The 20,723-nt window shown below is 73.0% G+C and carries 17 protein-coding genes; 10 read left to right on the top strand and 7 right to left on the bottom strand.

Features of this window, described 5'->3' with window-relative positions:
- Nucleotides 1-39: 39 nt before the first annotated feature.
- Nucleotides 40-816 carry a class I SAM-dependent methyltransferase gene (locus tag ACWGN5_RS37140; protein WP_453522820.1) on the top strand — a complete coding sequence of 259 codons (777 nt, stop codon included), beginning with the start codon at nt 40-42 and terminating at the stop codon, nt 814-816.
- A 61-nt stretch (nt 817-877) separates the two neighbouring features.
- Nucleotides 878-1,948, top strand: coding sequence for a S1C family serine protease (locus tag ACWGN5_RS37135; RefSeq protein WP_453522819.1), 1,071 nt, complete (start codon nt 878-880; stop codon nt 1,946-1,948).
- A gap of 441 nt (nt 1,949-2,389) precedes the next feature.
- Here the strand turns inward: ACWGN5_RS37135 and ACWGN5_RS37130 are convergent, their stop codons facing one another.
- A complete protein-coding gene (locus ACWGN5_RS37130; RefSeq protein ID WP_453522818.1) occupies nt 2,390-2,596 on the bottom strand; it encodes a hypothetical protein in 207 nt (68 codons plus the stop codon).
- A 91-nt stretch (nt 2,597-2,687) separates the two neighbouring features.
- On the opposite strand from ACWGN5_RS37130, the gene ACWGN5_RS37125 reads away from it, so the two are divergent.
- The 4 genes from ACWGN5_RS37125 to ACWGN5_RS37110 all read left to right on the top strand — a co-directional run bounded on the left by ACWGN5_RS37125 (nt 2,688) and on the right by ACWGN5_RS37110 (nt 7,604).
- Nucleotides 2,688-3,890, top strand: a complete 1,203-nt coding sequence (locus ACWGN5_RS37125; protein WP_453522817.1) for a bifunctional adenosylcobinamide kinase/adenosylcobinamide-phosphate guanylyltransferase — start codon at nt 2,688-2,690, stop codon at nt 3,888-3,890.
- 38 nt (nt 3,891-3,928) lie between these two features.
- A complete protein-coding gene (gene cobT, locus ACWGN5_RS37120) occupies nt 3,929-5,005 on the top strand; it encodes a nicotinate-nucleotide--dimethylbenzimidazole phosphoribosyltransferase (RefSeq protein ID WP_453522816.1) in 1,077 nt (358 codons plus the stop codon).
- A gap of 107 nt (nt 5,006-5,112) precedes the next feature.
- Complete coding sequence (locus tag ACWGN5_RS37115; protein WP_453522815.1) at nt 5,113-6,894, top strand: phosphatidylglycerol lysyltransferase domain-containing protein; 1,782 nt, start codon at nt 5,113-5,115, stop codon at nt 6,892-6,894.
- An 8-nt stretch (nt 6,895-6,902) separates the two neighbouring features.
- On the top strand, nt 6,903-7,604 hold the full coding sequence (locus ACWGN5_RS37110; RefSeq protein ID WP_453522814.1) for a hypothetical protein: 702 nt from the start codon (nt 6,903-6,905) through the stop codon (nt 7,602-7,604).
- On the opposite strand, the gene ACWGN5_RS37105 is transcribed toward ACWGN5_RS37110, so the two are convergent.
- On the bottom strand, nt 7,541-8,308 hold the full coding sequence (locus tag ACWGN5_RS37105) for a hypothetical protein (RefSeq protein WP_453522813.1): 768 nt from the start codon (nt 8,306-8,308) through the stop codon (nt 7,541-7,543). The two genes, ACWGN5_RS37110 and ACWGN5_RS37105, sit on opposite strands and share 64 nt — an antisense overlap.
- A gap of 67 nt (nt 8,309-8,375) precedes the next feature.
- On the opposite strand from ACWGN5_RS37105, the gene cobS reads away from it, so the two are divergent.
- On the top strand, nt 8,376-9,140 hold the full coding sequence (cobS, locus tag ACWGN5_RS37100) for an adenosylcobinamide-GDP ribazoletransferase (RefSeq protein WP_453522812.1): 765 nt from the start codon (nt 8,376-8,378) through the stop codon (nt 9,138-9,140).
- Nucleotides 9,141-9,143: 3 nt separating this feature from the next.
- Here the strand turns inward: cobS and ACWGN5_RS37095 are convergent, their stop codons facing one another.
- Genes ACWGN5_RS37095 through ACWGN5_RS37075 form a run of 5 tightly spaced genes read right to left on the bottom strand, consistent with a single transcriptional unit; the run spans nt 9,144 to nt 15,722 of the window.
- Nucleotides 9,144-9,932: an endo alpha-1,4 polygalactosaminidase gene (locus tag ACWGN5_RS37095; protein ID WP_453522811.1), complete on the bottom strand. Its 789-nt coding sequence runs from the start codon at nt 9,930-9,932 to the stop codon at nt 9,144-9,146.
- Nucleotides 9,929-10,549, bottom strand: a complete 621-nt coding sequence (locus ACWGN5_RS37090; RefSeq protein ID WP_453522810.1) for a spherulation-specific family 4 protein — start codon at nt 10,547-10,549, stop codon at nt 9,929-9,931. The genes ACWGN5_RS37095 and ACWGN5_RS37090 overlap by 4 nt, the downstream gene beginning before the upstream one ends.
- A 7-nt stretch (nt 10,550-10,556) precedes the next feature.
- Nucleotides 10,557-12,044 carry a hypothetical protein gene (locus ACWGN5_RS37085; protein ID WP_453522809.1) on the bottom strand — a complete coding sequence of 496 codons (1,488 nt, stop codon included), beginning with the start codon at nt 12,042-12,044 and terminating at the stop codon, nt 10,557-10,559.
- Complete coding sequence (gene pelF, locus ACWGN5_RS37080; protein ID WP_453522808.1) at nt 12,041-13,573, bottom strand: GT4 family glycosyltransferase PelF; 1,533 nt, start codon at nt 13,571-13,573, stop codon at nt 12,041-12,043. The genes ACWGN5_RS37085 and pelF overlap by 4 nt, the downstream gene beginning before the upstream one ends.
- 34 nt (nt 13,574-13,607) lie before the next feature.
- Nucleotides 13,608-15,722: a hypothetical protein gene (locus ACWGN5_RS37075; RefSeq protein WP_453522807.1), complete on the bottom strand. Its 2,115-nt coding sequence runs from the start codon at nt 15,720-15,722 to the stop codon at nt 13,608-13,610.
- A 304-nt stretch (nt 15,723-16,026) separates the two neighbouring features.
- Between ACWGN5_RS37075 and ACWGN5_RS37070 the strand changes: the two genes are divergently transcribed.
- The 3 genes from ACWGN5_RS37070 (at nt 16,027) to sucB (ending at nt 20,615) form a co-directional block, all read left to right on the top strand.
- Nucleotides 16,027-17,535 carry a leucyl aminopeptidase gene (locus ACWGN5_RS37070; RefSeq protein ID WP_453522806.1) on the top strand — a complete coding sequence of 503 codons (1,509 nt, stop codon included), beginning with the start codon at nt 16,027-16,029 and terminating at the stop codon, nt 17,533-17,535.
- Nucleotides 17,536-17,826: 291 nt separating this feature from the next.
- On the top strand, nt 17,827-19,215 hold the full coding sequence (lpdA, locus tag ACWGN5_RS37065; RefSeq protein ID WP_189802175.1) for a dihydrolipoyl dehydrogenase: 1,389 nt from the start codon (nt 17,827-17,829) through the stop codon (nt 19,213-19,215).
- The gene (gene sucB / locus ACWGN5_RS37060; protein WP_453522828.1) at nt 19,098-20,615 is read left to right on the top strand and encodes a 2-oxoglutarate dehydrogenase, E2 component, dihydrolipoamide succinyltransferase; all 1,518 of its coding nucleotides are present in this window, start codon (nt 19,098-19,100) and stop codon (nt 20,613-20,615) included. Before lpdA ends, sucB begins: the two co-directional genes overlap by 118 nt.
- The last annotated feature ends 108 nt before the right edge of the window (nt 20,616-20,723 follow it).

The raw sequence follows: 20,723 nt of genomic DNA, 5'->3' as shown, positions 1-20,723 counted from the left end.
CGCGCGTTCGGCGAGGCCACGTCGGAGTCGGGTGGCCCGGTGCTGCCCGTCGTCGCCCACTGGCCCGCCGGTCCCGGCGGGCTGCGGGACACCATCCGGCAGGAGATCGTCGCCCGTCAGCTCGACGAGCAGATAACCGGCCGCTACCCGGTGGGGCAGCGGCTGCGGATCCTCGACGCGGGCATGGGCCAGGGCACCCAGGCCCTGCGCCTGGCCCGGGCCGGGCACACCGTGACCGGCCTGGAGGCCGACCCCGACCTGCTGAAGACGGCCCGTGAGTCGCTGGCGACGGAGCCCGCCGGGATCCGCGAGCGGGTCCGGATGATCGAGGGCGACGGGCGCGAGACCGGGGTGCACTTCCTGCCCGGCAGTTTCGACGTGGTGCTCTGCCACGGCGTGCTCATGTACGCGGACGAGCCCGACGCGCTGCTCGCGGGCCTCGCGCGGATGCTGGCCCCCGGCGGCCTGCTGTCCCTGGTGGTGCGGAACGCGGAGGCCCTGTCCATGCGGCCGGGGCTCGCCGGGGACTGGTCGGGGGCGCTCGCCGCCTTCGACTCGGACGTCTACACGGACGACAACGGCGTGAAGGTGCGGGCCGACCGGCTCGACGCGCTCACGTCGACCCTCGCGGGGATCGCGGCACCGCTGCACGCCTGGTACGGGGTGCGGGTCTTCACGGACGACGTCCCCGCCGAGGCGGGGCTGCCCGCCGCCGAGGAGCTGGACCGGCTGCTCGCCGCCGAGGACCGGGCGGGGCGCACGGATCCGTACCGGCGGATCGCGGCACTCCTTCACCTGTGCGGGGTACGGGGCTGACGCGCCCCTGATCGGGTGCGCTCGCCGGGCCCGGGGCGGGGCGGAATCGGATACTCCGGACATGGACGTCTCCCGTGCCCGCGCCCGCCGCCTCCTCCTTCCGCTCACCGCCGGCGCCTGCGCCGCCGCGCTGGTCGGCGGCTGCTCCTCCTCCGACGGGGACGCCGCCGCCCCGGAGCGCTCCACGCAGGCGGCGGCGCCGCTCGCCGCCAACGAGCTCCAGGACGACTACCAGACCGTCATCAAGAACGTCCTGCCCTCGGTCGTGCAGATCGAGGCGGCGGACAGCCTCGGCTCCGGGGTCGTCTACGACGCCAAGGGGCACATCGTCACCAACGCGCACGTCGTCGGCCAGGAGAAGTCCTTCAAGGTCACCGCGGCCACCGGCGGGCAGCCCGTCACGGCGCGGCTCGTCTCCTCGTACCCCGAGCAGGACCTCGCTGTGCTCAAGCTGGACACCGTGCCGCGGGGGCTGAAGGCGGCGAAGTTCGGCAACTCGGCCACCGTCGACATGGGGCAGATCGTCCTCGCCATGGGCTCCCCGCTGGGCCTGTCCGGCAGCGTGACCCAGGGCATCGTCTCCGCCACCGGCCGGACGGTCAGCGAGGGGCGGACCGGGGGCGGGACGGGCGCGACGATCGGGAACATGGTCCAGACGTCCGCCGCGATCAACCCCGGCAACAGCGGGGGCGCCCTCGTGAACCTCGACAGCGAGGTCATCGGCATCCCGACGCTCGCCGCGAGCGACCCCGAGCTGGGCGGGGGCTCGGCGCCCGGCATCGGCTTCGCGATCCCCGCGTCGATGGTGAAGACGGTCGCGGGCCAGATCGTCAGGGACGGCAAGGTGACGGACTCCGGCCGGGCCGCCCTGAACATCACCGGCCGTACGGTCCTCGACGACAACTACGAGCCGGCGGGCGTGGCGGTGGTCGAGGCGCCTCCGAACGGGGCGGCCGGACAGGCGGGCCTCAGGCCGGGCGACGTGATCACGCGCCTCGGCGACACGGACATCACGACGATCACGTCGCTGTCGGAGGCGCTGGCGTCGATGAAGCCGGGGGACGAGGTGACGGTGACGTATGTGCGGGGCACGACGACCCACAAGACCCAGGTCACCTTGGGCGAGCTGTAGCCCCACGCGTGGGACCCGCGCCCACGCTGGGCGGTGCCCCGCCGCCGTGTGGGGCCCGCGCCCACGCCTGGCGGCGCCCCCCGGCCCACCGCCGTGTGGGCAATCGTCCCGCAGGGCGATGGGGGTCCCCCCTGCTCGAGCGAAGCCGAGAGCTTGGGGGAGGGTGGGCACACGGGACGGCGCCCTCCGCGGCGCCTCCGCCTTACGCGCCTGGACCCGCACCACGAGCGACAGTGCACACGGGTGCGGGTCCAGGCTCAGTAGCCTCTGGCGCCGGCAAGGGCGCCGTCCGTTGTGCCCACCCGTTCCGCCCCTTGCGGAACGCCTGCCCACAACGGGCGGGGCGCCGTTCCGTTACGGGTGGGCACCGCCCCTTGCGGAACGTCTGCCCACAACGGGCGGGGGCGCGGAACGATTGCCCGCAACGGGCGGCCGGGTGCTTTAGCCCTCCGCGTTCAGGGGCATCGGGCCGTAGATCTTCGTCCCGTCCTCCGACAGCGTCACCTGGTCCGCGCCTCCGCCCAGGAGGTCACGCCAGTTCTCGCCGAGCCAGCTCTCCGCGTCGCCCTGGGTGGTGAACTCCTCGGGGGTCACCACCGGCTCGACCTCGCTGCCGTCGGACTTCTCGAACCGCCACGTCCATGCCATGCAAGCCTCCTGGCGCTCACCGGATGATCGGTTTCCTGCCCGCAGCGTAGCCGGGCGCGCACGCCTCGCGGTGGCGCGGGAGGATCTGAGGGTGGAACTGACTCTGCTCGGCACCGGCGCCCCGCTCGGACTCCCCCGTCCCGACTGCCCCTGCGCCGTGTGCGCGCTGTCCCGTGGGGGGCGGGCGAGGGCTGCGACCTCGCTGCTCGTGGACGGGGCCCTGTTGCTCGATCTGACCCCCGGGGCGGCCCTCGCGGCCGCCCGGTCGGGGCATTCGCTGGTGGGGGTGCGGCAGGTGCTGTTGACGCATCCGCACGACGGGCCCGCCGTGGAAGTGCCTGCCGGGCTTCCCACCGCCGGGCGGGTGCCGGACGGACGCGAGTTGACGCTGATCAGCGGGCACCGGGTGCGGGCGGTGCCGATGGACTCCCCGGGGACCGGGTACGAGGTGACGTCGGCCGACGGGGAGCGCTTGCTGTACCTGCCGCCGGGCGGCGCGCCCGCGGGGATCGGGGACGAGCACCGTGCGCCGTACGACATGATCGTCGCCGATGTCATGGGGCGGCCGGACGGTCTTGCCCGGCTGCGGTCGACGGGGGCGATCGGCCCGGCGACCGAGGTGATCGCGGTGCATCTGGACCATGACGCGCCCGCGGGCTCCGAGCTGGACCGGCGGCTCGCGGCGGCGGGCGCGCGGGCGGTGCCGGACGGGACGACGCTGTACATCGGCGACTACCACGAGGTGCCGGAGGTGCCCCGGCGGACGCTGGTGACGGGCGGGGCCCGGTCGGGGAAGTCGGTGGAGGCCGAGCGGCGTCTGGAGACCTTCCCCGAGGTGCTGTACGTGGCGACGGGCGGGACCAGGGAGGGCGACCCGGAGTGGGCCGAGCGGGTGGGGCTGCACCGGGAGCGGCGGCCGGCCTCGTGGCGGACGGCCGAGACCTGTGAGCTCGTACCGCTGCTCGCGGAGGACGGGCCGGCGCTGCTGATCGACTGTCTGTCGCTGTGGCTGACGGACGCCATGGACCGGGTGGGCGCCTGGGACGACGAGCGGTGGCGGGACGGTGGGCAGGCGGCGCTGCGGGAGCGGACGGCGGAGCTGGTGGCGGCGGTGCGGGCGACGGGCCGCACGGTCGTGACGGTGACGAACGAGGTCGGCTCGGGCGTGGTGCCGGCGACGGCGGCGGGGCGGCGGTTCCGGGACGAGCTGGGCCGGTTGAACGCGGCCTTCGCGGACGAGTGCGAGGAGGTCGTCCTCGTGGTCGCGGGTCAGGCCCTGGTGCTGCGCGGGTAGGGTGCGATCACCGAATTGGCTGTCACTAGGCGGAACCCTTGAACCTCGACGACTTCTCCGATCTGATCGAGCGCCCCGACGGCGGGATACGGCGTGATGCCGAGGAGCGCCGGGAGCGGCTGACCGTGCCGCCGGGGGCGCTGGGCCGGCTCGACGAGCTGGGCGAGTGGCTGTCCGCGGCCCAGGCCTCGGTCAAGGTGCGGGCGATCGAGCAGCCGAAGGTCGTGCTGTTCGCGGGTGACCACGGGGTCGCCTCGCTCGATGTGTCGGGCCGCGCGGCGGGCACGGCGTACGAGCTGGTGCGCGCGGTGCTCGACGGGGCGAGCCCGGTGGCCGTGCTGGCCCGCTCGATGGACGTGCCGGTGCGGGTCGTGGACGCCGGTCTGGACTGCGATCCGGAGCTGCTGCCCGCCGAGGTGGTGCGGCACCGGGTGCGGCGCGGCAGCGGCCGGATCGACGTGGCGGACGCGCTGACGGCCGAGGAGACCGAGGCGGCGGTCCGGCTCGGGATCGCGATCGCCGACGAGGAGGCGGACTCGGGCACCGATCTGGTGGTGCTCGGGGATCTGAGCGTCGGCGGCACGACGCCGGCGTCGACGCTGATCGCGGCGCTGTGCGGGACGGACGCCTCGGTGGTGACCGGCCGGGGCGGTGCCGGGATCGACGATCTGGCGTGGATGCGCAAGTGCGCGGCGATCCGGGACGCGCTGCGGCGGGCCCGGCCGGTCCTGGGCGATCAGCTGGAGCTGCTCGCGGCGGTCGGCGGGGCGGACCTGGCGGCGATGACCGGGTTCCTGCTGCAGGCCTCGGTGCGGCGGATGCCGGTGATCCTGGACGGTGTGGTGGGTGCGGCCTGTGCGCTGGTGGCGCAGCGGGCGGCGTTCCGGGCGCCGGACTGGTGGCTGGCGGGTCAGGTGAGCGGGGAGCCGGCGCAGGCGAAGGCGCTGGACCGGATGGCGCTCAACCCGCTGCTCGACCACGGCGTCCATGTGGGTGAGGGAACCGGGGCATTGCTCGCACTTCCCCTCGTCCAGGCCGCGGCGGCGTTCGCCGCGGAGCTGCCCGAGCGTCCGGATCCGACCACTCCGGACGCCGAGGACACGGCAGGGGTCTGAGCGGGGGCGGAACAGAACGGCTGACCCGGGGGCGGTCACGCGCGACGCGCGCGTGGCCGCCTCCGGCGTCTCCGCATGGCATGCGATGCCCCATATGATCGCTTTTCATGGGAGAAGTCCGCTTGTCTGCCGAAGCAGCACCCCGGGGCACGACCGCCCGTTCGCGTCGCGGCGCCGCGTTCGCCGTCTGGTACCTGCGCGTCGTCACGTTCATCAACTTCCTGGGCGCCGTCTGGGTCTCCTTCGGACAGGACCTGCGCCGCCACAACGAGGACAACTACTTCACCCCGTACCTGCTCACCGCGGGCTTCGCCTCGGGGGTCTTCACGCTCTTCCTGGCGATCACCATGCGGCGCCGCAAACGGGCCGCGTGGATCCTCAACTTCGTGCTCAGCGGCCTCTTCCTGCTGCTCTTCGCCCTCGCGATGTTCTTCCCCGAGATCCGGCAGCACGCCCAGAACTGGATCTCGCTGGTCCTCACCGCCGCGTTCGTGCTCGCGCTGCTCCTCGGCCGCAAGGAGTTCTACGCGAAGGGCGACCGCTCCAACCCGAAGCTCGCGGCCGGGGTGGCCGTGGGCGGACTGCTCGTCACCTCGCTGCTCGCCGCCTTCCTGGTGACCGTCACCACCGAGTCCACCGACCACTCCACCTTCCTGGAGCGCTGGAAGTACGGCGTGATGCGGCTGGTCACGCTGGCCTCCGACGACTCCGGCATCCACCCGCCCGGCTGGGTCGACGTCACCATCAACATCATGTCCACGCTGCTGCTCTTCGCGGTGCTCTTCGCGGCCTTCCGGGCCCGGCGGGCCGTCGACCCGCTGACCGAGGAGGACGAGGACCGGCTCCGGGTCCTGCTCGACAAGCAGGGCGAGCGGGACTCCCTCGGCTACTTCGCGCTGCGCCGCGAGAAGAGCGTGGTGTGGTCGCCGAGCGAGAAGGCGGCCATCGCCTACCGGGTGGTCGGCGGGGTCTCGCTCGCCTCCGGTGATCCGATCGGCGACCCCGAGGCCTGGCCCGGCGCCATCGAGCCCTGGCTCGCCGAGGCCCGCGAGCACGGCTGGATCCCGGCGGTGATGGGCGCGAGCGAGGAGGCCGGGGTCATCTACGCCCGGCACGGTCTGGACGCCCTGGAGCTGGGCGACGAGGCGATCGTGGAGACCGACGAGTTCACCCTGGACGGCCGGGCCATGCGGACCGTCCGGCAGGCCTTCAACCGGGTCAAGCGGGCCGGGTACGAGGTCCGCATCCGGCGCCACGAGGACATCCCGGCCGACGAGATGGCTGAGCTGCTCCGCAAGGCGGACGACTGGCGCGACGGCGCCACGGAGCGCGGCTTCTCGATGGCGCTCGGCCGGCTCGGCGACCCCCGGGACGGCCGCTGCGTGATGCTGGAGTGCACCGACGAGCAGGGCGAGCTGCGGGCCCTGCTCTCCTTCGTCCCCTGGGGCCCGAAGGGGCTCTCGCTGGACCTGATGCGCCGTGACCGGGACTCCGAGAACGGCCTGATGGAGTTCATGGTCATCGAACTCCTGCAGCGCGCCAAGGAGATCGGGATCACTCAGGTCTCGCTCAACTTCGCGATGTTCCGCTCCGTCTTCGAACGTGGCTCGAAGCTCGGGGCGGGACCCGTGCTGCGCATGTGGCGTTCACTGCTCAGCTTCTTCTCCCGCTGGTGGCAGATCGAGTCGCTGTACCGCGCCAACGCCAAGTACCGACCGATCTGGGAGCCCCGATTCATGCTCTTCGAGAAGAGCGCCGACCTGCTGCGCATCGGCCTCGCCGCCGGCCGGGCCGAGGGCTTCCTGGAGGCCCCCGGTCTGCTGGGGGCACCCCCTGGACGAAGTCTTTGGGGGAGGCTGCACCGCAGGCATCTGGAGAGCAGCCGTTGAGACACGCCGTGAGGGATTTCGCCCGCCGCGAGTGGGGGCCGCTGTTCACCACCGTACGGACCGCGCTGGTCGTGAAGAAGTGGCGGGCGGTCCCGATGACGCTGGGCGCCGTCTGCCTCACCTCCCTCTTCCAGATCGTGCAGAACCAGGACTGGGGCTATCAGCCGGTCCAGGACATCGGTTCCGTACGGGCCGTGGACCCGCTGTGGCTCGCGCTGCTTCGGACCCCGCTCTCGCTGTTCGTGCCCGCGCTCGACCTGCCCGTGTGGGGCGCGCTCGCGCAGGTGCTGCTGGTCTTCGGGATCGCCGAGATCTGCGTCGGGCGGTGGCGGACGCTCGGCATCGCGTACCTCGCCACCGTCGCCGGCACGCTCTACGCGCGCGTGGGCATCGCGCTCGGCCCGGACAGCCCCTTCGGGCTGCCCGCCTCGGACGCGCAGGTCGTCGACACCGGCCCGTCGGCGGCGGTGGTCGGCCTCGCCGTGTACGTCTGCTGGCGCTACCGGGCGTACTGGACCGGCGGGCTCGTGGTCGTCGCGATGGTCGTCGAGGTGATCCTCAAGGCGAACCTGGCCGGCAAGGAGCACCTGGCCGCGATCGCCGCCGTCCTCGTCCTGATCGCGGTCCAGGTCCGGCGCGGGCGCGGTCAGGACCCCGGCGTCGGGCCGCGTCCGGGCACGCGCTCCTGGAAGCCGCCGATCAGGTCCTGAACGCGGCGCCGGACCTTGGTCCAGCGCCGGTCGTGGCGGTAGGTACGGATCCGGGAGCGGGCCCTGGCCCGGTGGCGGTTCCGGTAGAAACGCTTGGACCACCAGGAGCCGGGGCGGGCCAGACGGACGGCGCCGACGATCGCCACGAACGGGACGAGGGCCCCGAACACGGCCATCCGGAACTTCCCCTTCACCAGGGTGACCAGGATGAGGAGGAAGTTCAGCGCGAGGGTCAGGGTGAAGGTGACCCGGTTCTGCTGCTCTTCGGCCGTCATGTCGTTGACGCCGAGCGGCGAGAAGCCGCTGAGCGTGAGGCCCACGAGGGCCGTGGTGAGCACGACCACCTCGACGCTCTTGCGGCCGTCCTCCGACCAGTACACGTCGTCGAGATGGAGGATGAGCGCGAACTCGTCCAGGACGAGCCCGGCGCCGATCCCGAAGACGACCGCGAAGACGGCCCCGCCGAGGCCGTGCCGGTCGCTGGCCACCGCGCCGAAGCCGCCGAGGATGGTGAGGACGACGCCCGGCACGACGTGATGGATGTGGACGCCTCCGGAGGAGACGTTCCGGAAGGGACCCTTCCCCGCCCGGATGAGCCGGGTCACGGTGCGGGTGACCAGGAATGTCAGGACGAAGGAGGTCAGAGCGAGCAGCGTCGGGAGCTTGCCCGGCTCGACGATGTTGCGGGAGAACCAGTGACCCATGCCACCCCGTTCCGATATGCGCGGTATGCGCAATCTACCGTCCGGAGGCGGCGATTACCCTGCCCGGATGGACGGCCTGCGTTTCGCCTTCGGGACCCTCACCGTGTTCCCCGCCCGCATCACCCGCTGGGACCGGGACGCGGCGCGCGCCGGCATGCTCTCGGCCCCGCTCGCCGGTCTCGTCGTCGGGCTCTGCTCCGCCGCGGCCGGCGGTCTCTTCCTGCTGGCCGGCTCGGGCCCGCTGCTCGCGGCCGTCGCCGCCACCGCCGTCCCCGCCCTGCTCACCCGGGGCCTGCACCTCGACGGCCTCGCGGACACCGCCGACGGCCTGGGCAGCGCCAAGCCGGCCGAGGACGCGCTGCGCATCATGAAGCAGTCGGACATCGGCCCGTTCGGCGTCATCGCCCTCGTCCTCGTGCTGCTCGCCCAGGTCGCCGCGCTGTACGAGCTGTACGGGGAGGGCTGGGCGCACGGCACCGTCGCCGCCGCACTCGCCGCCACCGTCGCCCGCCTGGCCCTCACCCACGCGTCCCGGCAGGGCGTCCCGGCGGCCCGCCCCGAGGGCCTCGGCGCGATCGTCGCCGAGACGGTCCCGACCCGGTCCGCGACCCTCACGACCGCCCTGGTCCTGGTCCTCTGCGCCGCGACGGGCCTCCTGCTCTCCCCGTACGACGCCGTCCGCTCCGTCCTGGCGGCCGGCGCGGGCCTCGGCGCGGCGGCCCTGCTGCTCCGCCGGTGCGTGCGGCGCTTCGGCGGGGTGACGGGCGATGTGTTCGGCGCGGTGGAGGAGACGGCGGCGACGGCGGCGCTGGTCGCGCTGACGCTGGGCTGACGTCTAACAAGGCTGTCGCCAGGCGTCGAGCTCGTACCGCTTCCGCATCGAGCTGAGGCCCAGCTTCCTCGCCTGGGGGCAGAACTGTTCCGTCGTCAGTTCGTACTCGACGTGGAAGACGGCCTTGCCCGCGGCCACGAACGGCGCGAGACGGCCGCACTCGTCGTACTCGGCGCACTGCTCGTTGACCGCGAAGTCGAAGTCCGGGAGCAGCTTCGGGATCTGGTCCAGGTCGTTCTTGAGGCCGACCGCGAGACCCCGGTCGTGGGCCATGGTCGCGATGAGGCGGTTGTAGCGGAGCTGGTCGGCGGCGGTGAGGGGGAAGCCGGTGCGGTTCTTGTAGCCGTCCATGTTGTCGGGCTCGACGGCGTCGAAGCCCTTGTCCCGGCACATGTCGAGGCGCTTCGCCATGAGCGGCCCCAGGACGTCGGTGCGGCGGATGTCGAGCCAGCGCTCGCCGTCCCAGCCGTTGCCCTTGCCGAGGACGGCCTTCGGGAAGTCGTCGGCGTCGGGGCGGAAGTCCTCCCAGGCGCCCGTGGACAGATAGCAGATGACCTTGCGGCCGCGGCGGTGGAGGTCGGCGACGGTCGACGCGGGGTGGTCGAAGCCGTCGATGTCGTACACCGGGACGTCGACGGCCGGGTCGAGCCGGCCGCTGAGCTGCCACTGCCAGGCGAGGCCCGGCGCCGGGCGCCAGTGGTCCTCGGTGGGCTTGGGGTCGGGTCCTGGCCCCGCCGTACAGGCCGTGGCGAACAGGAGGAGCCCCACGAGCGGCGGCAGCGGTCGTCTCATCGGGCGGGCTCCAGGAGGTGCGGAAGGGTGCCCCAGGGGTGCGCGCCGGTGCCGGGGACGGCGCAGTGCACCGGGGTGTCCGGGCGGAAGCCCGCGGGGGCGGCGTACACGAGGTGGCAGTAGTGGGCGGCGACCGGCAGGTCGAGGGTCCGGTACGTGTCCCAGGGGCCCTCGAAGGTGACGAGGAGGTCGGCCTGGGCCTCGTAGCCGGGGTCCGGGTGGGCGCCGTGGTTGAAGACGAGGGTCGCGGCCCCGGCGGCCCGGGCGGCGACCGCGATGCGGCGGTAGTGGGGGAGGGCGGCGGGCGCGGTCGCCACCTGGTCGAGGAAGGCGCCGTCGGCGCCGTACCAGTCGCGGTGGCGGACCAGTTCGGCGACGACCTCGGCGTGCGGACGGCGGCCGTAGGCGGTGTCCACGTAGCCGAGGACCCGCACCCCGGCCGCCCGCAGCCGCCCGGCGGCCTCGGCGAACGCCGGGTCGGGCGCGCCACCGACGCCGCTCGCCGGGTTGAGGACGACGCCGTACAGGGCCGGCGCCGCGTCGACGAGCGCCGACCAGGCCTCGGGGCGTTCGGCCGGGTGCTCGTAGTACGGCACCAGGAGGGAGGGGTTCGTCATGGCGTCCCTAAGCGCGGTGGGCGGTCGGTCGTACCAGCAGGGCACAGGTCAGGGCGGCGAGCACCGCGGCCGCTCCCCCGGCGGCCACCGGGCCCGCCACCGGTTCCACGGTCTGCGCCGCCGCCGCGAGCAGGCAGACGGTGGCGGCGCTGAGCACCGCGCCGAAGGCCTGCAGCAGCAGCCCCAGCCAGAGCACGGTCCCGATCAGGAGCAGCGTGACCAGGCGCGGCAGCGTCGGCCACGGCGCCCCGGGCCAGGCGAGGGTCGCGGCGAGCGCGAGGGCGAGGAGCACGGTGAGGTAGCCGCCGAGGCAGAGCACGAGGGTGCCGGTGACGGCCCGGCGGAACTCGCGGGCGGTGGTGAGGGTCCGCAGCCGGGTCAGGCTGCCGTCCCGGAAGCGGTACAGCAGCCATTCCGCCGGCCCCATGGAGAGGGTGAGGGCGATGACCGCGCCCGCGCCGCTCACCCTCGTGTCCCCCACGCCCGCGTGGAGGACGAGCAGGCCGCTGCCGAGGCCGAAGAGGCCGTACGGGAGGGAGGCGGCGCGCGGGGGTCCGCCGCGGCCGCCCGCGGCCCGGCGGAGGCCGGGGCGGAGGACGAGCGCGGCGAAGGCGACGGAGGCGGTCAGCGAGGCGAGGAGGAGGCCGGCGCGCAGGGCGTCCGGCAGGTCCCAGCGGAAGGCGGGGACGGCGCCGGTGAGCGGCAGCAGGGCGCAGAGCAGGGCCCGTTCGCGGCCGAGGACGAGGAGCACGGTCGCGGCGGCGAGATAGAGGGACTGCCCGGCGGCGAAGACGGCGGCGGGGGTCTCGCCGGGCGCGGCGCTCGCGAGGGCGACGGCCGTCCCGGCGAGCGCGCCGGCCGGGGCGCCGGTGAGCAGGGCGCGGGCGGCGGCGGGCCGGTCGCCGAGCCCGAGCCAGGTGTAGGCGCGGTGGGAGAGGGCCTGGTTCCACACCCAGCCGGTGACGGCCCCGGCGAGCAGCGGGACGGTCCCGGCGGGGAGCCCGAACCGGCCGTGGCCGCCGGCGAGGAGCGGTGCGGCGAGGACGTACGCGAGGCCGGGGAGCGCGAAGACGAGTCCGCGCAGCAGGCAGCCGGCGAGCGCGCCGTACCAGGCGCCGGTGGTCGGCGGTGCCGGTTCGGGGTGGCGCCGCTCCACGCGCGCGTAGAGGTCCTCGGCGAGGGAGAAGGAGTCGGCGCGGCCGTAGGTGAGCCGGATGTGCTCGTCGGTCATGCCGTCGGACTCCAGGAGCGCGGCGATCTCGTCCGGGTGCACGGCGACGGCGACGAACCCGTCGAGCCGCCGGGCGAGTTCGTCCAGCGGATCCTCGGCGAGTCCGCCTCCGGCGGGGGGTGGGATGTGCGGGGCGGGGACACCGGACGGGGCCGGGGCGCCGGGTGCCGGGGCCCGTCTCGTGCCGGCTTCCCGGCGCGGGCGTGGGATCGCCGGAAGGGGGGTCTCCGTCTTCGGGGGTTTCAGCCAGAGGGAGCCGCTCATGCCCGGGGGCCTCCTGTGGCGAGGGCCGCGGTGGTGCGGCGGGGGGCGGGGATGCGGAGGCGCAGGGGTTCCTGGGGCAGCGGGAGCGGGCGGGCCGGGCGGGCGCCCGCCAGTTCGCGGTAGATCTGGCGGAAGCCGTCCACCGAGCGGTGCAGGGTGAACTCGTCGATCACCCGCTGCCGGGCCCGGCGGCCGAGTTCGGCGCGGCGGGCGCCGTCCCGGAGGAGGGTGGAGACGGCGGCGGCCATGACGGCCGGTTCGCGGGGCGGGACGACGATCCCGGTGTCGCCGACGGCCTCCCGTACGCCTCCGACGTCCGTGGAGACGGTGGCGCGGCCGCAGGACATGGCCTCGATCAGGGAGAAGGGGAAGCCCTCGCTGATGGAGGAGAGCATGACGACGCTGCCGGCCGCGTAGGCCGTGGGGACGTCGCTGATCCGGCCCTCGAAGGACACCCCGTCGGCCACGCCCAGTTCGGCGGCGAGCTTCTCCAGGCGGGTCAGGTAGTCCTCGTTCCCGGCGGGGACCGGGCCGAACAGGCGGAGCCTGAGCGGGGGGAGTTCGGCGCGGCAGATCGCGTACGCCCGGATCAGGGTCTCCAGGTCCTTGATGGGGTCGACGCGGCCGCACCAGCTGAGGGTGGGGGTCTCGGGCTCGGGCCCTGCTTCGGGGAAGAGGGCCGGGTCGACGCCGTTGTAGACGGTGCGGATGCGGTCGGCGGGGGCTCCGCCGCGCTCCTCCCAGCGCCGGTTGTACTGGTTGCAGGGGGTGATGAGGTCGGCCTTGCGGTAGCCGAGTGTGTTGAGCTCGCGGTAGAAGCCGAGCATCAGGGCCTTGACGGGCCAGCGTTGCGCTTCGGTGCGGTAGCCGAGGTAGCGCTCGCGGAGGTAGATGCCGTGTTCGGTGAGCAGGAAGGGCACCCCTTCGAAGTGCTGCGCGGCGAGGGCGGGCAGCGTGGCGAGACCGCTGGAGACGGCGTGCGCCACACCGCCGCAGGCTATCCGGGCGGCGAGCGGGCGCAGGGCGTGTTCGAGGAGGTCGGTGGCGGTGAGCGCGTCGTGGACGGTGGGCCGGGCCGCGAGCGTGGGCAGGTGCGGCATGGTCCAGATCCACATGAGGGAGCGCAGGGCCGGCTCGGAGCGGAGGGCGGCGGTCAGCCGTCCCTGCCGGGCGAGGGAGGCCAGTTCGTACAGGCTCGCACCGAAGTCGCGTCCCGCCTCGGGGTCGAGGAGGGCGAGCAGGAGCCCTTCGTACGCGTCGAGGAAGCGGCGGCGTTCGCGCCCCCGCAGGGGCCGGCGGACGGCCGGTCCCTGCGGGGGTCCCCACAGGGGGTAGGCGGTGTGCCGGACGACGTTGGGCGGCAGCTCCCAGGTGACGGGTTCGCGGCCGCTGCCGGTGAGGGCGAGGATCTCGAAGTCGACCTCCGGCATGCCACGGACGAGCTGGTCGCACCAGGTGCTGACGCCGCCGTGGACATGCGGGTAGGTGCCTTCGGTGAGCATGGTGACGTGACGGCCACTGCTCGGCATGAGCGGGTTCCCCCCAGGACGTGCTGGTCAGGCGTCAGGTGGTCGGGAGCGTCAGGGTGACGGTGGTCTGGAGCGGTTCGGGTGTGGTCCAGGCGGAGCGGGTGCCCGCGTAGGCCGTCCCGAAGGCGGTGCTGCCGAGCAGGAGCTTCTTCCGTGTGCCCTCGGGGGCGGTGACGGGCACGGTGACGCCGGAGGGTGCCTTGACGGTGACCGTGGTGCCGATGCGGTAGGCGGTGACCTTGCCGGCGGCGACGGCCTGGTCCCAGGCGGCGCGGCGGCCCAGTTCGGTGCCGACGTCCTTCTGGGCCGGGTTCACCAGGGGCGCGTTCGCCGCGAACAGGGCCCGGTAGTCGGCGAGTACGCGGTCGAGGACCGGGTAGAGGAGCCGCTCCTCGGCGAGGTTGGACTGGTGGACGTAGTGCGGCCGGGGGTCGTTGCCCAGGACGTGGGAGAGGGCGGTGCGGGCCTCCTGCGGCGCGATGTGGTCGGCGTAGCCGGTGGCCGTGGGGAGCGGGGCGGGCAGGCAGGTGGAGGCCGGGTTGGACTCGCAGATCCCGCTGCCGCCGTCGGCGCGGGAGGTGTAGACCCAGTTGTACTCGTCGGCCATCTCGGCGGCGGTGCCCACGTTGTAGTACACGTTCATCGGGTGGCGGGGCACGGTCTTCGCGGCGCCGGTCCCGACGGAACGCTGCTGGGGTTCGCGGGAGTTGTCGCTCGCGGTCCACTTCACACCGTTGTCGGCGAGGGCGCCGGCGAGGTGGGGGTTGTCGACGGGCTGCTGGGGCAGGGTCTTGAGGCCGGAGTGCTCTCCGGTGACGAGTTCGGAGCGGTCGACGGAGATGCCCTTGCCGACGGCCCAGTTGTGGTTGTCGCGGATCTGGCCGGAGAGCTCGGAGCGGCTCACCCAGAGGGTGTTGCCCGCGGTGTCCTTGGCGCACTGCCAGGGGACGACGCTGTTGTCCTGGACGCAGCCGAGGAAGGGGTGGGTGTAGGTGTGGTTGATCCACCGGTACTGGGCGCGGTCGGCGACGAGCCGGTCGGTGAGCGCGTCGGTGCCGCCGTGCTCGGTCTTCCACTGCTCGCCCTGGCCGCCGTTGTAGACCATGTCGAGGGTGAAGCCGGAGGCCTTCTGCCAGGCGGCGGCGTACTGGGCGTCGGCGGCGGTCATGCGGATCGGGTTGGCGCCCTCGCCGTCGTCGCCGACGCAGTCGAAGTCGCCGGGGGTGCAGTTGAGCGCCTGGTCCCAGCGGGCGTCGGGGGCGAAGACGTCGTCGACGTGGACGGAGAGGTAGTTGCGGCTCCGGCCGAGGTGGACGCCCTGGGTGAGCCAGTCGACGATGCCGCGGGCGAGGGCGCGGAACTGCCGCTGGTACTGGTTGTAGGCGAACGTGACGACGAGTTCGCGGCGTCCGTCGGCGGTGTACTCGCCGACGAGGCTGGCCCGGCCGCCCCCGTCGACGGGCACGTCGAGGTAGCTGGTGTAGCCGGCCCGGGGGCGGCCCGCGTAGCCGTAGCTCTCGGAGATCGTGGGGTCGTTGTCCTCGAAGGTGAGCGCCCCGGCGAGGTACCGGAAGGGGCCCGCCTGCCCGGCGGCGGTGACGCCGGCGGTGGTGCCGTCGAGGACGCCGGACCAGCCGCCCTGGTCGGTGTAGTCGAGGCCGACGCCGGGGTGGGACCAGGTGTAGGCGTCGACCTGCGGGATCCCGAAGGTCCGCTCGTACGTCCGGAGGGCGGTGGCCTCGGCGGAGTCGGGGCCGAAGGCGCTCTCGTGGGGCAGGACGACGCCCTGGTACTTGGCGCGGGGGCGCCCGTCGACGGAGTCGCTCAGGAAGGCCGTGTCGAGGACGGGCCGGTTCGGGTCGTTGAGGTCGATCCTGCGGTACGGGACGCCGGAGCCCTTCAGCTCGGCGGTGATCGCCCCGACCGCGCTGCCGCCGTCGTCGACGACGAGGACGGTGAGGTCCACGCGGGGCGCGGTCGCGGCGACCGCCTGCGCGGAGGGGACGACGGTGGCGAGCAGCGCGGCGGCGGCGAGGGCCGCGATCTTTCCCGTACGGGCGCCGGTGCGAGGACCGGTACGGGGCGCGGTGCGGGTGCCGGCGGTGGCGCGGGGCGCGGTTCTGGGCATACGGATTCGGCCGGAGTCCATGGCTGGTGTCCCCCCTCGACGGGCCCCGCCCGAACCGGCGGAACGCGTGGAGATGTCGCAGATGAGGCGAAGAACGGTGTGTCGTCCTTGCGTGAATGAGGCGAGTGTGACCGGGCGACAGAGGCCGGAAGGGTAAACATGAAAGAGACACCACGGATGAGTGAATCCCCGCCGCCGTGAGCGAACCGGGTGAGCGAGCGTAGGCTCGTTCTCGGCGCTCTCCGGGCCGAAATACGATGCGGCGGGCACGGTCGGCCCATCCCTCGACCGCCACAGAACTCAATGGAAGCGAGATTTCACCACCGTGACTGCTCTCACTCTCAGCACTGCCGGTGCGGCGACGCTGCGCGCCGACGCCCTCGTCGTCGGCGTCGCGAAGTCCGGGAAGACCCTGGTCGTCGCCCCGGGCGCCGAGGCCGTCGACAAGGCCTTCGACGGCCGGCTCGCCGCCGTCCTGGAGACCCTGGGCGCCTCGGGTGCCGAAGGTGAGGCGACGAAGCTGCCCGCCCCCGCCGGTCTCAAGGCCCCCGTCGTCCTGGCCGTCGGCCTGGGCGAGGCCCCCGAGGACGGCGGGTCCTTCGCCGCGGAGACCCTGCGCCGCGCCGCCGGCACCGCCGCCCGCACCCTGACCGGCTCGAAGAAGGCCGCGTTCGCGCTGCCGATCGCCGCCGCCGACGACGCCGCCGCCATCGCGGAGGGCGCCCTCCTCGGCGCGTACGCCTACACCGCGTACCAGGAGAACGGCAAGGACGCGAAGAAGCCCCTCGCCGAGGTCGCCCTGCTCGGCGCCAAGCCGCGCGACAAGGCCCACAAGGCCGCCGCCGAGCGCGCCCAGGCCGTCGCCGAGGAGATCAACCGCGCCCGCGACCTGATCAACCAGCCGCCGAACGACCTCTACCCGGCCACCTTCGCCGCCGCCGTCCAGGCCGCCGGCAAGGAGCACGGCCTCAAGGTCCAGGTCCTCGACGAGAAGGCGCTCACCAAGGGCGGCTACGGCGGCATCCTCGGCGTCGGCAACGGCTCCGTGAACCCGCCGCGCCTGGTCCGCGTCGCCTACACCCACCCGAAGGCGGAGAAGACCCTCGCCCTGGTCGGCAAGGGCATCACCTACGACTCGGGCGGCATCTCCCTGAAGCCGGCCGGCCACAACGAGACGATGAAGTGCGACATGGCCGGCGCCGCCGCCGTGTTCTCCACCGTCGTCGCCGCGGCCCGCCTCGGCCTGGAGGTCAACGTCACGGGCTGGCTCGCCCTCGCGGAGAACATGCCGTCCGGCTCCGCCACCCGCCCGGGTGACGTCCTGAACATGTACAGCGGCAAGACCGTCGAGGTCCTGAACACCGACGCCGAGGGCCGGCTCGTCCTCGCCGACGCGATCACCAAGGCCTCCGAGGAGCACCCGGACGCGATCGTCGACGTGGCCACCCTGACCGGCGCCATGGTCCTGGCCCTCGGTGACCGCACCTTCGGCATCATGGCCAACGACGACGCCTACCGGACCGCGATCCACGAGATCGCCGAGGAGGTCGGCGAGCAGTCCTGGCCGATGCCGCTCCCCGCGGACCTGCGCAAGACCATGGACTCCCCGACCGCCGACATGGCGAACATGGGCGTCCGGATGGGCGGCGGCCTGGTCGCCGGCCTCTTCCTGCAGGAGTTCGTGGGCGAGGGCATCACCTGGGCCCACCTGGACATCGCGGGCCCGGCGTTCCACGAGGGCGCCCCGTACGGCTACACCCCCAAGGGCGGCACCGGCTCCTCGGTCCGCACCCTGGTGAAGCTGGCCGAGCGCACGGCGGCCGGCGAGCTCTGAGCACACCGGTGACAGGGGACGGCCCCGGGCTGCGTGCCCGGGGCCGTCCCCGTTCGTCCGCTGTTCGCTCGCGACGAAATCCGTAGGTTCGTCCGTGCTCGTGAGCCCGCCGTACGGACGATCGGCCGTCTCAGACCACGGCCCCGCGTCCCGTCGTCCGTCAACAAGTGCGAAGATGGGTTCTCGGCAGGACAGGGCCCCCACCACAGGGCCGAAATAAAGCGGCCGGACACCAGCCGCCGCCAGGTCGTCGACGACCGGCGACGAGCGCACATGCATGGAGGACGTGACGTGGCGAACGACGCCAGCACCGTTTTCGACCTAGTGATCCTCGGCGGCGGTAGCGGCGGTTACGCCGCGGCGCTGCGCGGAGCGCAGCTGGGCCTGGACGTCGCACTGATCGAGAAGAACAAGCTCGGCGGCACCTGCCTGCACAACGGCTGCATCCCGACGAAGGCCCTGCTCCACGCCGGCGAGGTCGCCGACCAGGCGCGCGAGGCGGAGCAGTTCGGTGTCAAGGCCTCTTTCGAGGGCATCGACATCAAGGCCGTGCACAAGTACAAGGACGATGTGATCTCCGGCCTGTACAAGGGCCTGCAGGGTCTCGTCGCCTCCCGCAAGGTGACCTACATCGAGGGCACCGGCCACCTGTCCTCCCCGACCTCCGTCGACGTGGACGGCCGTCGCGTCGAGGGTCGTCACATCCTCCTGGCCACCGGTTCCGTGCCGAAGTCCCTGCCCGGCCTGGAGATCGACGGCAACCGGATCATCTCCTCGGACCACGCGCTGACCCTGGACCGTGTCCCGGAGTCCGCGATCATCCTGGGCGGCGGCGTCATCGGCGTCGAGTTCGCCTCGGCGTGGAAGTCCTTCGGCACCGACGTCACGGTCATCGAGGGCCTGAAGCACCTGGTCCCGGTCGAGGACGAGAACAGCTCGAAGCTTCTTGAGCGCGCGTTCCGCAAGCGCGGCATCAAGTTCAACCTCGGCACCTTCTTCCAGTCCGCCGAGTACACCGACAGCGGCGTCAAGGTCACCCTGGCCGACGGCAAGACCTTCGAGGCCGAGGTCCTCCTGGTCGCCATCGGCCGCGGCCCGGTCTCCGCCGGTCTCGGCTACGAGGAGCAGGGCGTCGCGATGGACCGCGGCTACGTCCTGGTCGACGAGTACATGCGTACCAACGTGCCGACGATCTCGGCCGTGGGCGACCTCGTCCCCACGCTCCAGCTCGCGCACGTCGGCTTCGCCGAGGGCATCCTCGTCGCGGAGCGCCTGGCCGGTCTGAAGACCGTCCCGATCGACTACGACGGTGTGCCCCGGGTGACGTACTGCCACCCCGAGGTCGCCTCCGTCGGCATCACCGAGGCCAAGGCCAAGGAGATCTACGGCGCGGACAAGGTCGTCGCCCTGAAGTACAACCTCGCGGGCAACGGCAAGAGCAAGATCCTCAAGACCGCGGGCGAGATCAAGCTCGTCCAGGTCAAGGACGGTGCCGTGGTCGGCGTCCACATGGTCGGTGACCGCATGGGCGAGCAGGTCGGCGAAGCGCAGCTGATCTACAACTGGGAGGCGCTGCCGGCCGAGGTCGCGCAGCTCATCCACGCCCACCCGACGCAGAACGAGGCGCTCGGCGAGGCCCACCTGGCCCTCGCCGGCAAGCCTCTGCACTCCCACGACTGACGCTCACGTCATCACAGGGCGCGACGACCACTTTCCGCAATTCGTTAGGAGCAACTGAAACCATGTCGGTTTCCGTAACCCTGCCGGCGCTCGGCGAGAGCGTCACCGAGGGCACCGTCACCCGCTGGCTCAAGGCCGAGGGTGAGCGTGTCGAGGCCGACGAGCCGCTGCTCGAGGTCTCGACCGACAAGGTCGACACCGAGATCCCCGCCCCCGCCTCCGGCGTTCTCCTGGAGATCGTCGTCGGCGAGGACGAGACCGCCGAGGTCGGCGCCAAGCTGGCCGTCATCGGTGCCGCGGGTGCCGCTCCCGCCGCCGCTCCGGCTCCGGCCGCCCCGGCCCCGGCCGCCGCTGCCCCGGCTCCGGCCGCTCCGGCCGCCCCGGCTCCGGCCGCTCCGGTCGCCGCCGCCCCGTCGATCGCTCCGGCCGTGGTCACCCCGGTTCCGGCCGCCCCCGCCGCCGCACAGCCGGCCGAGGACGGCGCCTACGTGACCCCGCTGGTCCGCAAGCTCGCCACCGAGAACGGTGTCGACCTGGCGTCGGTCAAGGGCTCCGGCGTCGGCGGCCGCATCCGCAAGCAGGACGTCCTCGCGGCCGCCGAGGCCAAGAAGGCCGCCGCTGCCGCTCCCGTCGCCGCCGCCCCGGCCGCCGCGAAGGCCCCCGCCCTGGAGGTCTCCCCGCTGCGTGGCCAGACGGTCAAGATGACCCGCATGCGCAAGGTCATCGGCGACAACATGATGAAGGCGCTGCACGGCCAGGCCCAGCTGTCCTCGGTCGTCGAGGTCGACATCACCAAGCTGATGAAGCTGCGCGCCCGCGCCAAGGACGCGTTCGCGGCCCGTGAGGGCGTCAAGCTCTCCCCGATGCCGTTCTTCGTGAAGGCGGCGGCCCAGGCGCTGAAGGCCCACCCGGTCATCAACGCCCGGATCAACGAGGACGAGGGCACCATCACGTACTTCGACTCGGAGAACATCGGCATCGCCGTGGACTCCGAGAAGGGTCTGATGACGCCGGTCATCAAGGGTGCGGGCGACCTGAACATCGCCGGCATCTCCAAGGCCACGGCCGAGCTGGCCGGCAAGGTCCGCGCCAGCAAGATCACGCCGGACGAGCTGTCCGGTGCGACCTTCACCATCAGCAACACCGGCTCGCGCGGTGCGCTGTTCGACACGATCATCGTGCCGCCGAACCAGGTCGCCATCCTGGGCATCGGTGCCACGGTCAAGCGTCCGGCCGTCATCGAGACCGCCGAGGGCACCGTCATCGGCGTCCGCGACATGACCTACCTGACGCTCTCCTACGACCACCGTCTGGTGGACGGCGCCGACGCCGCCCGCTACCTGACGGCCGTCAAGGCGATCCTGGAGGCCGGCGAGTTCGAGGTCGACCTCGGTCTGTAAGGCGCGTCGCCGAAAGGCAACGTAACGAGCCTCACCTGCGGCGCCCCCCGCCCGAAGTGTTTACGGACGGGGGCGCCGCCCGATTGTCTTAGGGTCAAAACACCCCGA

Source organism: Streptomyces sp. NPDC055815 (genome assembly GCF_053616475.1).
This window is presented reverse-complemented; position numbering and strand designations above follow the sequence as displayed.

Bases quoted from the DNA above. Each gene is read 5' to 3' on its own strand.
- ACWGN5_RS37135 (WP_453522819.1), top strand. From the start codon at position 878: ATGGACGTCTCCCGTGCCCGCGCCCGCCGCCTCCTCCTTCCGCTCACC.
- ACWGN5_RS37130 (WP_453522818.1), bottom strand. From the start codon at position 2,596: ATGGCATGGACGTGGCGGTTCGAGAAGTCCGACGGCAGCGAGGTCGAG.
- ACWGN5_RS37115 (WP_453522815.1), top strand. From the start codon at position 5,113: ATGGGAGAAGTCCGCTTGTCTGCCGAAGCAGCACCCCGGGGCACGACC.
- ACWGN5_RS37105 (WP_453522813.1), bottom strand. From the start codon at position 8,308: ATGGGTCACTGGTTCTCCCGCAACATCGTCGAGCCGGGCAAGCTCCCG.
- cobS (WP_453522812.1), top strand. From the start codon at position 8,376: ATGGACGGCCTGCGTTTCGCCTTCGGGACCCTCACCGTGTTCCCCGCC.
- ACWGN5_RS37095 (WP_453522811.1), bottom strand. From the start codon at position 9,932: ATGAGACGACCGCTGCCGCCGCTCGTGGGGCTCCTCCTGTTCGCCACG.
- ACWGN5_RS37090 (WP_453522810.1), bottom strand. From the start codon at position 10,549: ATGACGAACCCCTCCCTCCTGGTGCCGTACTACGAGCACCCGGCCGAA.
- ACWGN5_RS37085 (WP_453522809.1), bottom strand. From the start codon at position 12,044: ATGAGCGGCTCCCTCTGGCTGAAACCCCCGAAGACGGAGACCCCCCTT.
- pelF (WP_453522808.1), bottom strand. From the start codon at position 13,573: ATGCCGAGCAGTGGCCGTCACGTCACCATGCTCACCGAAGGCACCTAC.
- ACWGN5_RS37075 (WP_453522807.1), bottom strand. From the start codon at position 15,722: ATGGACTCCGGCCGAATCCGTATGCCCAGAACCGCGCCCCGCGCCACC.